This is a genomic window from Loktanella salsilacus (genome assembly GCF_900114485.1).
Classification (GTDB): Bacteria; Pseudomonadota; Alphaproteobacteria; order Rhodobacterales; family Rhodobacteraceae; genus Loktanella; species Loktanella salsilacus.
Window position 1 is genome coordinate 110,411 of sequence record NZ_FOTF01000002.1, and the last position, 13,393, is coordinate 123,803.

13 protein-coding genes are annotated in these 13,393 nt (G+C 61.2%); 6 read left to right on the plus strand and 7 right to left on the minus strand.

Going from position 1 to position 13,393, the window contains the following annotated elements; translation table 11 throughout:
- Positions 1 to 31 precede the first annotated feature (31 nt).
- Genes BM131_RS02060 through hpt form a run of 3 tightly spaced genes read right to left on the minus strand, consistent with a single transcriptional unit; the run spans position 32 to position 1,995 of the window.
- On the minus strand, positions 32 to 1,252 hold the full coding sequence (locus BM131_RS02060; protein WP_090184919.1) for a sensor domain-containing phosphodiesterase: 1,221 nt from the start codon (positions 1,250 to 1,252) through the stop codon (positions 32 to 34).
- A gap of 24 nt (positions 1,253 to 1,276) precedes the next feature.
- Entirely contained in the window at positions 1,277 to 1,456 is a 180-nt protein-coding gene (locus tag BM131_RS02065) for a hypothetical protein (protein WP_090184921.1), read from the minus strand.
- Positions 1,453 to 1,995, minus strand: coding sequence for a hypoxanthine phosphoribosyltransferase (gene hpt / locus BM131_RS02070; protein WP_090184923.1), 543 nt, complete (start codon positions 1,993 to 1,995; stop codon positions 1,453 to 1,455). Before hpt ends, BM131_RS02065 begins: the two co-directional genes overlap by 4 nt.
- A gap of 79 nt (positions 1,996 to 2,074) precedes the next feature.
- Between hpt and BM131_RS02075 the strand changes: the two genes are divergently transcribed.
- Positions 2,075 to 2,527: a type II toxin-antitoxin system RatA family toxin gene (locus tag BM131_RS02075; RefSeq protein ID WP_090184926.1), complete on the plus strand. Its 453-nt coding sequence runs from the start codon at positions 2,075 to 2,077 to the stop codon at positions 2,525 to 2,527.
- A gap of 64 nt (positions 2,528 to 2,591) precedes the next feature.
- Here BM131_RS02075 and BM131_RS02080 read toward each other — a convergent pair whose 3' ends face one another.
- From BM131_RS02080 to BM131_RS02095, 4 genes are all read right to left on the minus strand, one after another.
- Positions 2,592 to 3,770, minus strand: a complete 1,179-nt coding sequence (locus tag BM131_RS02080) for an ammonium transporter (RefSeq protein ID WP_090184929.1) — start codon at positions 3,768 to 3,770, stop codon at positions 2,592 to 2,594.
- 139 nt (positions 3,771 to 3,909) lie between these two features.
- A complete protein-coding gene (locus tag BM131_RS02085; RefSeq protein WP_090184932.1) occupies positions 3,910 to 4,395 on the minus strand; it encodes a CinA family protein in 486 nt (161 codons plus the stop codon).
- Positions 4,392 to 4,883: a phosphatidylglycerophosphatase A family protein gene (locus BM131_RS02090; RefSeq protein WP_090184935.1), complete on the minus strand. Its 492-nt coding sequence runs from the start codon at positions 4,881 to 4,883 to the stop codon at positions 4,392 to 4,394. Before BM131_RS02090 ends, BM131_RS02085 begins: the two co-directional genes overlap by 4 nt.
- Positions 4,880 to 5,998, minus strand: a complete 1,119-nt coding sequence (locus BM131_RS02095) for a bifunctional 2-C-methyl-D-erythritol 4-phosphate cytidylyltransferase/2-C-methyl-D-erythritol 2,4-cyclodiphosphate synthase (RefSeq protein WP_245754108.1) — start codon at positions 5,996 to 5,998, stop codon at positions 4,880 to 4,882. Before BM131_RS02095 ends, BM131_RS02090 begins: the two co-directional genes overlap by 4 nt.
- A gap of 191 nt (positions 5,999 to 6,189) precedes the next feature.
- On the opposite strand from BM131_RS02095, the gene dusB reads away from it, so the two are divergent.
- The 5 genes from dusB to ntrX all read left to right on the plus strand — a co-directional run bounded on the left by dusB (position 6,190) and on the right by ntrX (position 13,357).
- Entirely contained in the window at positions 6,190 to 7,176 is a 987-nt protein-coding gene (dusB, locus tag BM131_RS02100) for a tRNA dihydrouridine synthase DusB (protein WP_090184938.1), read from the plus strand.
- A complete protein-coding gene (locus BM131_RS02105; RefSeq protein ID WP_090184941.1) occupies positions 7,173 to 8,246 on the plus strand; it encodes a two-component system sensor histidine kinase NtrB in 1,074 nt (357 codons plus the stop codon). The genes dusB and BM131_RS02105 overlap by 4 nt, the downstream gene beginning before the upstream one ends.
- On the plus strand, positions 8,246 to 9,616 hold the full coding sequence (locus BM131_RS02110) for a response regulator (protein WP_175499127.1): 1,371 nt from the start codon (positions 8,246 to 8,248) through the stop codon (positions 9,614 to 9,616). Before BM131_RS02105 ends, BM131_RS02110 begins: the two co-directional genes overlap by 1 nt.
- A 125-nt stretch (positions 9,617 to 9,741) precedes the next feature.
- Entirely contained in the window at positions 9,742 to 11,946 is a 2,205-nt protein-coding gene (locus BM131_RS02115; RefSeq protein WP_090184948.1) for a sensor histidine kinase NtrY-like, read from the plus strand.
- A gap of 10 nt (positions 11,947 to 11,956) precedes the next feature.
- Positions 11,957 to 13,357: a nitrogen assimilation response regulator NtrX gene (ntrX, locus tag BM131_RS02120; RefSeq protein ID WP_090184951.1), complete on the plus strand. Its 1,401-nt coding sequence runs from the start codon at positions 11,957 to 11,959 to the stop codon at positions 13,355 to 13,357.
- Positions 13,358 to 13,393 lie beyond the last annotated feature (36 nt).

The window sequence follows — 13,393 nt, forward strand, 5'->3', positions numbered from 1 at the left end:
TGGTCGCAGTCCCGGACCAAATTGGCCCGGGTCAAATCTGATACATCCGCGCTTGCAGGGCATTCATGCCGCCGGGGCGGCCTAGGAAATAGCCTTGGCCGAATTTCACCCCAAGTTTGTGCAGACTTTCAGCCTCTTGCACCCGCTCTACCCCTTCGGCGATGACGTCGGCATTAATTGCCTTGGCAAAGTGGACAATGCCTGCGGTCAGCGCCTGACTGGCGGGGTCCATATGGATGCCGCGTACCAATTCGCTATCCAATTTCACGAAATCCGGTTTGATTTGCAGCACGGTGCTTAGGCTGGAATGCGCCGCACTTAGATCATCGACAGCGATTTTCGCCCCCATGCGCCGCAGGTGTTTAATCTGGGTCTGTAGATCGGTCATGCTGTCAAAATAATTATGCTCTGTCAGTTCCAGCACGATCCGGTCGCTATTGGGGCCATCAATCATCGCGGGCAGGTTGCCGTGGATCATCATATCCGGCGATACGTTGATGGAGAGGGTCAAGGCCCGCGGCAGATCCTCTAGCCTGTCGAGCGTTTTGAGGATCACGGCACGTTCCAATTCGCGTTGCATGCCAATTTTGCGGGCATCCGCGAACCATGTATCAGGGTTGCGGTACGGGGTAGGGCGAAAGCGGCACAATGCCTCTGCCCCGACAACGGCATTGCTGTGCAGGGCCACGATAGGTTGCAGCAGAAGCGTAAAATCGCGATCAATGATCACGTCTTCGATCTGTTGGCGCATATCACGGCCATCTTGATCCGCCTTGACGCCGGACCCGATCGCATCAGCCAAAAGCTGGGCGAAGTTCGTGACGATTGCCAGGTCACGTTCGCTAAGATTGGGCATTGGATCGTGGGACATGCAGCAGAATACGCCGTAGGCTGTACCATCGGCCATAAGTAGCGGTACCGCGACATAAGCCCCCACGGGCAACATCACCGTCGCAGGCAGCGACATCGCAACGGGATTCATACGCGTGTCGGCGAGCATTTGCGGCAGGCGGCCATCACGCACAGCAAGGCAGTAGCTGCCCTTGGCCGGACGGCGGTCCCCCGCCTCGAAATACGGGGCGCGGCGATCCGTGGATACGGCGCGGTAAACCACATCCCCCGAATCAAAGACCGCCAAATAGGCCAGCGGCATATCTAAATGCCGCCGGACCGTGGACAGGATTTCGTCAATGATCGGCACCCGCGCAGCGGTGTGGGTGGAGGCGATGCGGAATGTGGCATGATGTGTCATGCCGCCGTCATTTCATATTTTCACTTAATTTGTCGTGAACGGCCGCAGGTTTTGGCGCTGCATTTCAACATCAGCGCCAATCAGCCATTCGGCCCCCGCCAGCGCAAGGCAGATCGCAACCACGCCCAGTACCAGCCAGACGCGCCCCGCCGAGGGCGGATTGCGCGCCCAGCGGCTGGCGTTCAGCAGCCAGCGCGGGTTCATGCCTCGTCCGTGAACCGCACCTGACCGATGTAGGGCAGGTTGCGATTGCGCTGCGCAAAGTCGATGCCATAGCCCACGACAAAGGCGTCGGGGATTTCAAATCCGGTCCAATCGGCGCGGAAATCGACTTCGCGGCGGGCGGGTTTATCCAGCAGGGCAATGGTTTTCAGCCGCGCCGGGTGGCGCGAGCGCAAATAATCGGTGACGTGGGACAGCGTGTGCCCGGTGTCGACGATATCTTCGACGATCAGCACATCGCGGCCTTCAATGGTGCCGCGCAGGTCCTTCAGGATTCGCACCTCTCGGCTGCTTTCCATGCCGTCGCCGTAGGATGACGCCTCGATGAAGTCGACTTCGACGGGCAGATCAAGTTCGCGCACAAGGTCGGCGATGAAAACAAAAGACCCGCGCAGCAGGCCGACGACCACCAGTTTGTCCGTGCCTTCAAAGGCGGCGTGAATGTCGTGCGCCAACGCCTCGATCCGGGCGGCGATGGATTTGGCGCTGATCATCTGGTCGATAACATAGGGACGAGACATGCAATACCTGTAGGCAAGGGTTGATTTCTGCGCACCTTTTACGACATCACAGGGTGAAGTCACACCGTGAAAGTCATCTATGCCCGTCCACGACGAAACCCGCGTTCTGCCTTATACCGCTGATCAGATGTATGCCCTTGTGGCGGACGTTGAAAATTACCCCAAGTTTTTGCCTTGGACGGCGGCTGCGCGCCTGCGATCCAGCGATGATCAGGGCGATCACACGATATTGCTGGCCGATCTTGTCGTGTCGTTCAAAGTGTTCCGCGAAACGTTCGGCAGCAAGGTCACGCTGTGGCCTGCGAAACAGCAGATCGACACAGCCTATATCGACGGTCCTTTCAAACATCTAAACAGCCGCTGGACATTTGAAGACGCCGCTGGCGGCTGCAAAGTCCACTTTCACGTCGATTTCGAATTCAAGAATCGGATTCTGCAAGGTGCGGCGGGCATGTTCTTTAACCAAGCCATGCAGACCATCGTGAAAGCCTTTGAAAAGCGCGCCGCCACGCTTTACGGCACGCCCGCCTAAATTCAGGCCAAGACGCAAAAGGGGCCGCCAATTTGGCGGCCCCTAGATTTGCGGACACTGTCGTTTAAGAGTTCAGATCGTAGGCCCGCTCGCCATGCACAGCAAGGTCGAGGCCTGTTGTCTCTGTCTCGTCGTCCACCCGCAGATGGGTGATCGCGCGGCAGATATAGATCAGCGCGACGGTCACGACGGTCGTCCAGATCCCAACGATCGCCAGCGATCCCAACTGCGCCGTCCACGTGCCTGCGCCAAAGGCCGCGATCATGATCGTGCCAAAGATACCGCCGACGCCGTGCACTGCGAAAACGTCCAGCGTGTCGTCGACAACCAGTTTCCCGCGCACAAAGTTCACGACCTCTTGGCACAGCACACCGGCGACAGCGCCGATGATCAGCGCCTCAATCGGGGTGATGAAGCCGGCCGCCGGGGTGACGCTGGCAAGGCCCGCGATGGTGCCGGTGACAAGGCCAACCATGGACGCACGGCCGAACTTGATCCGCTCCCACAGGGCCCAGGTCAGGGACGCGGCGGCGGCGGACAGGTGCGTCACGGTGATCGCCATGGCAGCGCCCGCATCAGCGGCCAGTTGGCTGCCACCGTTAAAGCCGAACCAGCCGACCCACAGCATCGCAGCCCCAATCATCACCATGCCGGGGTTATGCGGCGGCTTGGCCTTGTCGCGCCGTGCGCCAAGGAAAATCGCAAGAATGAAGGCCGCCAGACCTGCGGTTGCATGCACCACAATCCCGCCCGCAAAGTCGCGCACGCCGACCTCTCCAAAGATGCCGCCATCGGCCAGGAACCCGCCGCCCCAGACCCAATGCACCACTGGCGCATAACAGATCAGCATCCACAGCGCGGAAAACAGCAGCACAAAGCCAAAGCCGATCCGCTCGACATAAGCACCGACAATCAGCGCGGGGGTGATGATCGCGAATGTCATCTGGAAGGCAAAGAACAGGATTTCCGGCAGCGTCCCGGTCAGGCTGTCCAACGTGACGCCGTTCAGGAACAGCTTGTCCAAGCCGCCCCAGTAGGGGCCATCACCGCCAAAGGCGATGGAATAGCCTGCCACGAACCACAGCACGCTCATCAAACAGGCGATGGCATAGCAGTGCATGAACACGCTAAGCACGTTGCGGGCGCGCACAAGGCCACCATAGAACAAGGCTAGTCCCGGCAGCGTCATGAACAGCACAAGTGCAGTCGCGACCATAATCCAGGCGGTATCCGCAGCATTCATCTCAAACCCCTCCAACTTGGTTCCGGCCGCAATGACGGACACGGCAGCGCTAAGGAAAGAGGCAGATGCGTTTAGATGCGCGACTTTTTAAGGCAATGCGCAAAGCGCCTGCCAAATGTGCTGTTTTTGAGGGCTGTGCCTAATTATCAATCGAAAATTGAACGACGCCAGCGGTCAGCAAACCCAGCCCATGGGCCACGGCCGCAGCCCGCACTTGGCCGCGGCCAAGGGCGCCAAACTCTACCGTTTCCATATGCACGCCGTCGCCTGTCGCGATGCCAAAGCAGACCCGGCCTTCGGGCTTATGCTCTGATCCGCCGGGGCCTGCGATGCCCGTCACGGACAGGGCGATCTGCGCGTCGGATTGATCGAACGCGCCCTGCGCCATCTCGCGGGCAATCTCTTCTGATACGGCACCGAAGTCGTCCAGCGTGTCCTGCAAGATGCCTAGCATCTGCATCTTGGCGCTGTTGGAATAGGTGACCCAGCCGCGATCAAACACGTCGGAAGAGCCTGCAATCTCTGTCAGCGCCGCCGCGATCATCCCGCCTGTGCAGCTTTCGGCCAAGGCGATCTTGATCCCGCGTGCGCGGGCGAGGTCCAAAAGCTGCGCTGCACCCGTCATTGCAAAATGATCCCGTGATAAATTCCAGCAAACAGCACGACGCCGATGGCGGCAAAGACGCCCGCGATCACATCGTCCAGCATCACACCCAGCGGATCGCCGCGGCGGTCAGCCCAGCCCACCGGGCCCCACTTCTTAATGTCGAACAGGCGGAACAACGCGAACGCCACGACCCAGCCCGGCCACAGCGCCGTATAGGATGCGCCGACGTTGGCCGCACCGATCGCCAGTGGCCAAAGGGCGATCCACTGGCCGACGACTTCGTCGACGACGATCTCGGACGGGTCCTCGTTTCCTGACCTGCGGGTTTCATGCATGGTCGCCCACCAGCCAAGGCCAAACAGCGCGGCGGTGCCAATGATTAACAGCCACGGCCCGCCGAGGATCATAAGCAGCAACCCAAGGGGCAGGGCGGCCAGTGATCCCCATGTCCCCGGCGCGGGGCGCAGGTAGCCGATATAAAAGACGGTCGCGATCAGTCGTGTCATTTTGCCACCAATGCTGCGGTCGCGATGGCAGCGATGCCTTCCTCGCGTCCTGTAAACCCAAGCCGTTCCGACGTCGTCGCCTTGACGCTGATGCGCCCGGCCTCCAGCCCCATGATGTCAGCCATCGCGGCTCTCATGGCCGCCTGATGCGGGCCGACCTTGGGATATTCGCACACCAGTGTGCAGTCGATGTTGGAAATCGCAAAGCCCATTTCGGCGGCCAACTGCACGGCGTGGCGCAGAAAGATCTGGCTTTCAGCGCCTTTCCACTGCGGATCGGACGGCGGAAAGTGCACGCCAATATCGCCCTGCGCCAGCGCGCCGTAAATCGCATCCGTCACCGCATGCATGCCCACGTCAGCGTCAGAGTGTCCCTGTAGCCCCCGTCCATGCGGCAGGGCCACACCGCACAGCATCACATGATCCCCCGGCCCAAAGCGGTGCACGTCGTAGCCATTGCCCAGCCTGATATCCATCGGTTCCCTCAGCAGTTTTTCGGCCCGCGCAAAGTCCTCGCGGTGCGTGATTTTCAGATTATCCTCATCCCCCGCCACGATGGCAACGTCCAGCCCTGCGGCGCGGGCCACGGCGACGTCGTCGGCGGCGGGCATGGTGTGGCCCGCGTGGGCGGCGCGGATGGCGTTGGTGTGAAACCCTTGCGGCGTCTGCGCGCGAAACAGCCCCTCGCGGTCCTGCACGCCGGTCACATGGCTATCGCCGCGCCACAGCGCATCGGTGACGGGCAACGCGGGGGCAGCGCCCGGCGCGCCATCAAGCGCGGCGCAAACCCGGTCAATCACAGCGGCACTGATCAGCGGGCGCGCGGCGTCATGTATAAGGACATGGTCACTGGTCACCGCCGTCAGCCCCGCCATGACCGACGCCTGCCGCGTCGCGCCGCCTGCGACGATGGTCATGCTGTCGTCTGTCCATCGGTCCAGCTCGTCCGGGTGCAGGACAAGCACGATCTGGTCAATCTTTGGGTGCCGCGCAAAGGCTGCGACGGTGCGGTGCAGAACGGTCTGACCGCCAAGGCTTTGCCATTGCTTCGGCGCGGCGCCTCCGGCCCGTATGCCGCGTCCGGCAGCCACGATGATTGCGGTGGTGCTTGGCAAGGTCGGCTCCTGTTTTGGCTGAAATGGCACGTCCTGTGACTAACGATCAGCCAAACGCTGCGCAATCACTAGACTGCCGCCTATTTTTTAGGCGAATGCCTGCGAAAGTCGGGCGTTTCGGCCGCGCCGCGTTGTCACCCTGCGCCGCAGCGTCTAAATCAGAACGCAGACGCACAGCCTTTAGGCAAAAGATGAATTTGACAGCAGTACCCTCTTTCTTGCCCGATCCACCGGTGGCCCTCGCGCCGCTGGCGGGGATTACCGACCTGCCATTTCGGCAGTTGGTCGCCAGCTTTGGCGCGGGCTGGGTGGTGTCGGAAATGATTGCATCGCAGGACATGGTGCAGGCAAAACCGTCGGTCCGCGACCGGGCCGAACTGGGCTTTGACCAAAGCGCCACCGCGGTGCAGCTGGCCGGCCGCGACGCCTATTGGATGGCAGAGGCCGCGCGCATGGTCGCCGATAACGGCGCTGCTGTGATCGACATCAACATGGGTTGCCCCGCGAAAAAGGTGACGGGCGGCTTGTCCGGCTCAGCCTTGCTGCGCACGCCGGACCACGCGCTCAGTTTGATCGAGGCGGTGGTGAACGCTGTCGATATTCCCGTGACGCTGAAAACGCGCCTTGGCTGGGACGACGACAGCTTGAACGCCCCCGACGTCGCGCGCCGCGCACAAGATGCGGGCATCGCGCTGGTCACGATCCACGGCCGCACGCGCTGCCAATTCTACAAAGGCGACGCCGATTGGGCTGCTATCCGCCGGGTACGCGATGCGGTCACGATCCCGGTCATTGCCAACGGCGACATCACGGACAGCGCCACGGCGCGGGCGGCGATGGACCAATCCGGCGCAGACGGCGTCATGATCGGGCGCGGCGCGCAGGGGCGGCCTTGGGTGCTCGCGCAGATTTGCAGCGATCTATACGGCACACCCGCGCCCGACGTGCCGACAGGCAAGGCATTTTGTGACATGGTTTCAGATCATTACGAGGCGATGTTGATGTTCTACGGCAATGAACTTGGCAGCCGCGTCGCACGCAAACATCTAGGATGGTATATGGACGTGGCGCATACCCCGCGCGATTTGCGCGGTGCGGTTTTAACATTAACTGATCCGGCTAAGGTCTTGGCTTTGCTTCCAGATGCCCTGATCCAGCCCGCACAGGTGGCCGCATGATCGAAGACGAAGCCCTTTGGACGTCGCTGCCTGTTCCAGCCCTTTTGCTGGACGCCAATGACGTCATCTTGCAGTCCAATCCAGCGGCAGAAAGCTTTCTGAACCTGTCCGCCAAAACGCTGGTGGGCGAGGTCGTCTGGGAAAAGGTCCTGATCGACGCGCCCTTGGAAATCCCCTTCGAGCGGGCCCGCGAACAGCGCACGTCCCTCTTTATCAACGACGTTGATGTCGGATCGGGCATGCGCGCGCCGCTGCATTGCAACATTCAATTCGCGCCGCTGACGGGCCAGAACGGCGTCACGATCATGATGATCAGCCCGCAACAGATCGTCAGCCGCCTGAACCAGAACGCCATGTCCGGCAAGGCCGCGCGGTCCGCCATCGGTATGGCCGAAATGCTGGCGCATGAGATCAAGAACCCCCTTGCTGGCATCACCGGTGCGGCGCAGCTGCTGTCGATGGGGCTAGAGCCGCAGGACCAAGAGCTGACCGACCTGATCGTCGCGGAATCGCGCCGCATTGTGAAGCTGCTGGAGCAGGTCGAACAGTTCGGCAACCTGCGCCCCGCCTTGCGCAAATCAATCAACATCCACGACACGCTGGACCGCGCGCGGCAGTCGGCCTCGGTCGGGTTTGGCGCGCATATGATGTTCCTGACGGATTACGATCCGTCATTGCCCCGTGCGCTGGCCGATGCGGACCAGTTGCAGCAAGTCTTTCAAAACCTGATCAAAAACGCAGCAGAGGCAGGCGGCCCCGGCGGCACCATCCGCCTGCGTACCTTTTACGACGCATCCTTGCGCGTGATGCAGGCCGATGGCACCCAAGCCCGCCTGCCATTGCAGATCGAGGTGATCGACGACGGCCCCGGCCTGCCGCCCGATATCGCGGCAGATGTATTCGAGCCCTTCGTGTCGGGCCGTGAAAACGGCACCGGACTGGGCCTCGCGCTGGTCAGCAAACTGATGCACGACGGCGGCGGCTGGATCACGGTAGACTCTGGCCCCGGCCGCACCGTGTTTCGCCTGTCCTTGCCGCTGGCAGACTCAAACGACGACGGAGAAAACTGATGGATGGAACGGTTCTGGTTGCGGACGATGACCGCACGATCCGCACGGTGCTGACGCAGGCGCTGACGCGGGCGGGGTGCAAGGTGCACGCGACGTCCAGCCTTGTGACGCTGATGCGCTGGGTGGACGAAGGGAAGGGCGATCTGGTCATTTCCGACGTCATCATGCCCGACGGCAATGGTCTGGAACAGTTGCCCCTGATCGCCAAGGCGCGGCCCGGCCTGCCCGTCATCGTGATCTCGGCGCAGAATACGATCATGACGGCGATCCAAGCGGCAGAGGCGGACGCCTACGACTACTTGCCCAAGCCGTTCGATCTGCCCGACCTGATGAAACGCGCCGCCCGCGCGCTAGAGGTCAAGCGCCACGCCAATGCGACGCCGCGCCAGATTGAACGCTCTGATGCGACGTCTGATTTGCCACTGGTGGGGCGCACGCCGGCGATGCAGACGCTATACCGCCTTGTTGCGCGGGTCATGAACACCGCGCTGCCTGTGCTGATCACCGGCGAATCCGGCACCGGAAAATCGCTAATTGCCCGCGCCGTGCATGACTTCTCTGACCGCCGATCCTTGCCGTTCGTGACGGCGACATCCAGCGATCTGGCGGGCGCGGACGGTCCCAGCATGATCTTGTCGCGGGCCAAGGGCGGCACGATTTTGTTCGACGAAGTCGGCGATTTCGACGCCGGCGCGCAGGCGCGGATCGTGCGGCTGCTGGATACACTGGGCGATAACGCGCCGCGCATTATGGCGACGTCCCAAGGCAACCTAAGCGCCTTGATCGAAGAGGGCGGGTTTCGCGACGACCTGTTCTATCGCCTGTCCGGCGTGACCATTGCCGTGCCCGCGTTGCGCGAGCGGGTCGACGACATTCCGCTGCTGGCTGACCACTTCCTTGGCGCAGCTGAGCGTGACGGTGCCCCCCTGCGCCGCCTGTCGCCCGGCGCGATGGACATGGTCCGCGCCTATAGCTGGCCCGGCAATGTACGGCAGTTGGAAAACACCGTGCGCCGCCTTGTGTTCACTGCTGCCGCGGATGAGATCACCCGCGCCGAAGTCGACGCCGTTTTGGGCAATCAGCCCGCGATGGAGCCGATGCGCGGCGGGGCCGAGGGCGAAAAGCTATCGGTGTCCGTGGGCCGTCATTTGCAGCGTTATTTCGACCTGCACGGCGGGACCCTGCCACCGCCTGGCCTATATAATCGCATCCTTCGGGAAATTGAGGCCCCGCTGATCGAGATCGCCTTGGACGCCACAGGCGGAAATCAGGCGAAATGTGCCGATTTGCTGGGGATTAACCGTAATACCCTCAGAAAGAAGATCACCGACCTCGATATTCGCGTGACACGGCGCCGCAAATTGATGTAAAACCGCAACATAATCGTGGCCCCGGAACGACATTGTTCCGGCAGGACCACACAATATGGCGGTAACGGCGGGGTTAAACCTGCCATGGTGACAGGGCGAAGCGCGTGGAGCGTTCCCTTTTGGGTATGAATTTCCAACGGCTTGCCCGTTGGCGGCGCAAGCGTGCCGTTCAGAATGCGACGACCGTTGGTCTTGTCGTACTGGGCCCTGCCTTGACCATTTTGACGTTTGTCGTGCTAGGCGGACCGCTGGAACAGGGTGCGTCGTCGCCGGTGTTGCGGCTGATTTTGCTGGCCGATCTTGTCTACATTATCTTAGTCGCGGGGATGGTGATCCAGCGCGTCACGTCGATGATCGTAGCGCGGCGCAATAAATCTGCGGGCTCTCGGCTGCATTTGCGGCTGACGGGCGTCTTCGTTGCGCTGGCGTTGATCCCGACGGTGCTGGTCGCGGTCTTTGCTGTGCTCTCTATCAACCTTGGCTTTGAAGGCTGGTTTTCAGAGCGGGTGCAGAATGTGCTGGGCACATCGCTGACCACGGCGCAGGCCTATGATAACCAAGAGCGCAGCGAATTGTTGCGTGATGGCAATGCCTTAGCGGCCTATCTTAATCTAGAACGACAGACCAATTTCTTTATGGACGACGGCGATGTGCGCCAAGCGATTGCCGCCGTGCAAAACCAGCTGGACCGCGGCCTGACCGAGGTTTTCTTTCTCAACGGCGCGGGAGAGATCATGACTCGCGGGGGCAAGTCCTATGATTTCAACTACGAACGCCCAACCCCCGAAGATTTCGCCGCCGCGACTGAGACCGGCGTGAAAGTGATCGAGGACGGCGCGAATAACGAATTTCGCGCCTTGATCGCGATGGGATCGTTTCAGGACCGCTATCTTTACGTCACGCGCGGTGTCGATGGGCAGATCCTATCGTTGCTGGACGATACCGAAGAAACGGTGGCGCTGTACGAGCAATTAGAGCGCGATCGTGGCCAGCTGCTGTTCCAGTTCGGTTTTCTGTACCTTGGTTTTGCGCTGATCCTGATCCTTGCGGCCACATGGATGGGCCTGCAATTCGCTGAACGCCTGTCGCGTCCCGTGGGGCGATTGGTGACGGCGTCGCAGCGCGTAGGTGCGGGCGATCTGGATGTGCGCGTGATCGAGGATGACGGCAACGACGAAATCAGCCAATTGGGCCATTATTTCAACCAGATGACCAGCCGCCTGAAGGGGCAGCGCGATGATCTGATGGAAAGCAACCGGTTGTTTGATTCCGTTCTTAGCTCTGTCACCTCTGGCGTTGTTGGCCTTGATGCGGTGGGGCGCGTGGCGTTTATGAACCCGTCCGCCACGCGGCTTTTGTCTGTGGCACAGGGCGAGGCGGCCGCGACAGAGTTGTCTGTGGCCGTGCCCGAATTCGGCCCGCTGTTTGAACGCCTGCGCCGTGAAGGCCGGGCTGTGGTGCAGGAACAGATTAACCTTGTGCGCGGCGGTTCTCAGGAAAGCTTGCTGGTGCGCATGGCCCCGCGCACCGGGACAGATGGCACGCTGGATGGCTATGTTGTGGCCTTTGACGATGTCACCGATCTGGTCAGTGCGCAGCGCATGGCCGCTTGGGGCGACGTCGCCCGCCGCATCGCCCACGAGATTAAGAACCCGCTGACGCCAATCCAGCTGTCGGCGGAACGGATCAAGCGCAAATTCTCTGGCGAGGTGAAGGAAAGCGACAAGCTGGAGCAGATGACCGATGTGATCGTGCGCCAGACCAATGACCTGCGGCGTATCGTCGATGAATTCAGCAAATTCGCCCGTATGCCAGAACCGCAATTGGCGCAAAGCGATCTGACCCGCCTGATCCGTGACGCGGTCACCTTGCAAGAGGCCGGGCAGCCGGGGGTTGCGATTAGCGTCGATCTGCCAGACGATCCAGTGCTGGCCGATATGGACGATACGATGATCGGGCAGGCGCTGAACAACCTGATTAAGAACGCAGGCGAGGCGATTGAGACGCTGCAAGACACCGGAGCCGAGGTCGCGCCTCAAATACGCGTTGAATTGACGCAAACTCCCCTTCAAGCGCGCATCACGATTTCCGATAATGGGATTGGCCTGCCAGAAGACCGCGCGCGCCTGTTTGAGCCCTATGTCACCACGCGCGATAAAGGCACCGGCCTTGGCCTGCCGATCGTGCGCAAGATCATCGAAGAACACGGCGGCACCCTGTCCCTGACGGATGCCGTTCCTTTTGACGATAGCGGGCGCCACGGTGCCTGCGCCGTTATCCTGCTGCCGCTTCCCCCTGTGGGCGCGGCGGCCACAAAAATACCAGCATGAGGTTTGTAGTATGAGCGATATCCTGATCACCGACGACGAGCGTGACATCCGCGAGCTGATTGGCGACATCTTGCAAGATGAGGGCTTTGAAACCCGGCTGGCCGCGAACTCTGAACAATGCATGAGCGCGATTGCAAAGCAAAAGCCCGCGCTGATGATCCTAGATATCTGGCTTAAAGACAGTGCGATGGACGGGATCGACATCCTGAAATCCGTCAAGCGCGACCACCCGGATATTCCGATTGTTATCATTTCTGGCCACGGCAATATCGAAATCGCTGTCGCGGCGATCAAGCAGGGCGCCTATGACTTTATCGAAAAGCCGTTCAATATTGACCAGTTGATGGTCGTGATCCGGCGCGCGATGGAAACCAGCCGCCTGCGCCGCGAGAACGTCGAGCTTAAGCGGGGCGACGCTGCCCCCACCGAAATGCTGGGCGATAGCGCCGCGTTCCGCGGGCTCAAGGCGCAGCTGGATAAGGTCACAAAATCCAATGGCCGCGTGATGCTGTCTGGCCCGGCGGGCGCAGGCAAGGAAATCGCCGCGCGCTATATCCACGCCCATTCCGCCCGCGCCAATGCGCCTTTCGTCACGATTAACTCTGCCAGCGTCGAACCGGACCGGATGGAAGAGACGCTTTTTGGCCGCGAAACACCGGGCCGCGGCGTGGAAAAAGGGCTGCTGGAACAGGCGCATGGCGGCGTGATCTATCTGGACGAAGTCGCCGAAATGCCGCTAGGCACGCAGGCCAAAATGCTGCGCGTGCTGGTCGATCAGTCCTTTCAGCGCGTTGGCGGCACGGAAAAGGTGCAGGTCGATCTGCGCTTTGTGTCCTCCACCAACCGTGATCTGGCGGTCGAGATCGAGGCAGGCCGCTTTCGCCAAGAGCTGTTTCACCGCCTGAACGTCGTGCCCATCCCCGTGCCCAGCTTAGAAGAACGGCGCGAGGATATCCCCGTGCTGGCCGAGCATTTCATCGAGATGCTGAACCGGACCCAAGGCCTGCCGCTGCGCAGCCTAGCCGATGACGCCCGCGCATTGCTGCAAACGATGCTGTGGCCCGGCAACGTGCGCCAGCTGAAGAACGTCGTGGAACGTGTTCTAATCCTTGGCGAATCCACCGATCCGATTAGCGCGCGCGAACTGCCATCGTCCGAAGATACCCCCGCGGGCGACGGCCGCATCGTGCTGTCTGGCGGCCTTGCCACGCTGCCCCTGCGCGAGGCGAGAGAGCTGTTCGAGCGCGAATACCTGCTGACGCAGATCAACCGCTTTGGTGGCAATATCAGCCGCACCGCGTCCTTTGTCGGGATGGAACGCAGTGCGCTGCACCGCAAGCTGAAATCGCTGGGCGTCGCCACGGCGAATAAGGCGGGTGCGCGCGTCGCCTACGTCGAAGAAGACAGCTGAATTGACGACCCCGCGCGGCTCTGTCACGAGGGGAAC

What these genes read in the sequence shown, in the direction of transcription:
- BM131_RS02065 (WP_090184921.1), bottom strand. Translation starts at nt 1,456, where the DNA reads ATGAACCCGCGCTGGCTGCTGAACGCCAGCCGCTGGGCGCGCAATCCG.
- BM131_RS02080 (WP_090184929.1), bottom strand. Translation starts at nt 3,770, where the DNA reads ATGAATGCTGCGGATACCGCCTGGATTATGGTCGCGACTGCACTTGTG.
- BM131_RS02115 (WP_090184948.1), top strand. Translation starts at nt 9,742, where the DNA reads ATGAATTTCCAACGGCTTGCCCGTTGGCGGCGCAAGCGTGCCGTTCAG.
- dusB (WP_090184938.1), top strand. Translation starts at nt 6,190, where the DNA reads ATGAATTTGACAGCAGTACCCTCTTTCTTGCCCGATCCACCGGTGGCC.
- BM131_RS02075 (WP_090184926.1), top strand. Translation starts at nt 2,075, where the DNA reads ATGCCCGTCCACGACGAAACCCGCGTTCTGCCTTATACCGCTGATCAG.
- hpt (WP_090184923.1), bottom strand. Translation starts at nt 1,995, where the DNA reads ATGTCTCGTCCCTATGTTATCGACCAGATGATCAGCGCCAAATCCATC.
- BM131_RS02105 (WP_090184941.1), top strand. Translation starts at nt 7,173, where the DNA reads ATGATCGAAGACGAAGCCCTTTGGACGTCGCTGCCTGTTCCAGCCCTT.
- BM131_RS02110 (WP_175499127.1), top strand. Translation starts at nt 8,246, where the DNA reads ATGGATGGAACGGTTCTGGTTGCGGACGATGACCGCACGATCCGCACG.
- BM131_RS02085 (WP_090184932.1), bottom strand. Translation starts at nt 4,395, where the DNA reads ATGACGGGTGCAGCGCAGCTTTTGGACCTCGCCCGCGCACGCGGGATC.
- BM131_RS02060 (WP_090184919.1), bottom strand. Translation starts at nt 1,252, where the DNA reads ATGACACATCATGCCACATTCCGCATCGCCTCCACCCACACCGCTGCG.
- BM131_RS02090 (WP_090184935.1), bottom strand. Translation starts at nt 4,883, where the DNA reads ATGACACGACTGATCGCGACCGTCTTTTATATCGGCTACCTGCGCCCC.
- ntrX (WP_090184951.1), top strand. Translation starts at nt 11,957, where the DNA reads ATGAGCGATATCCTGATCACCGACGACGAGCGTGACATCCGCGAGCTG.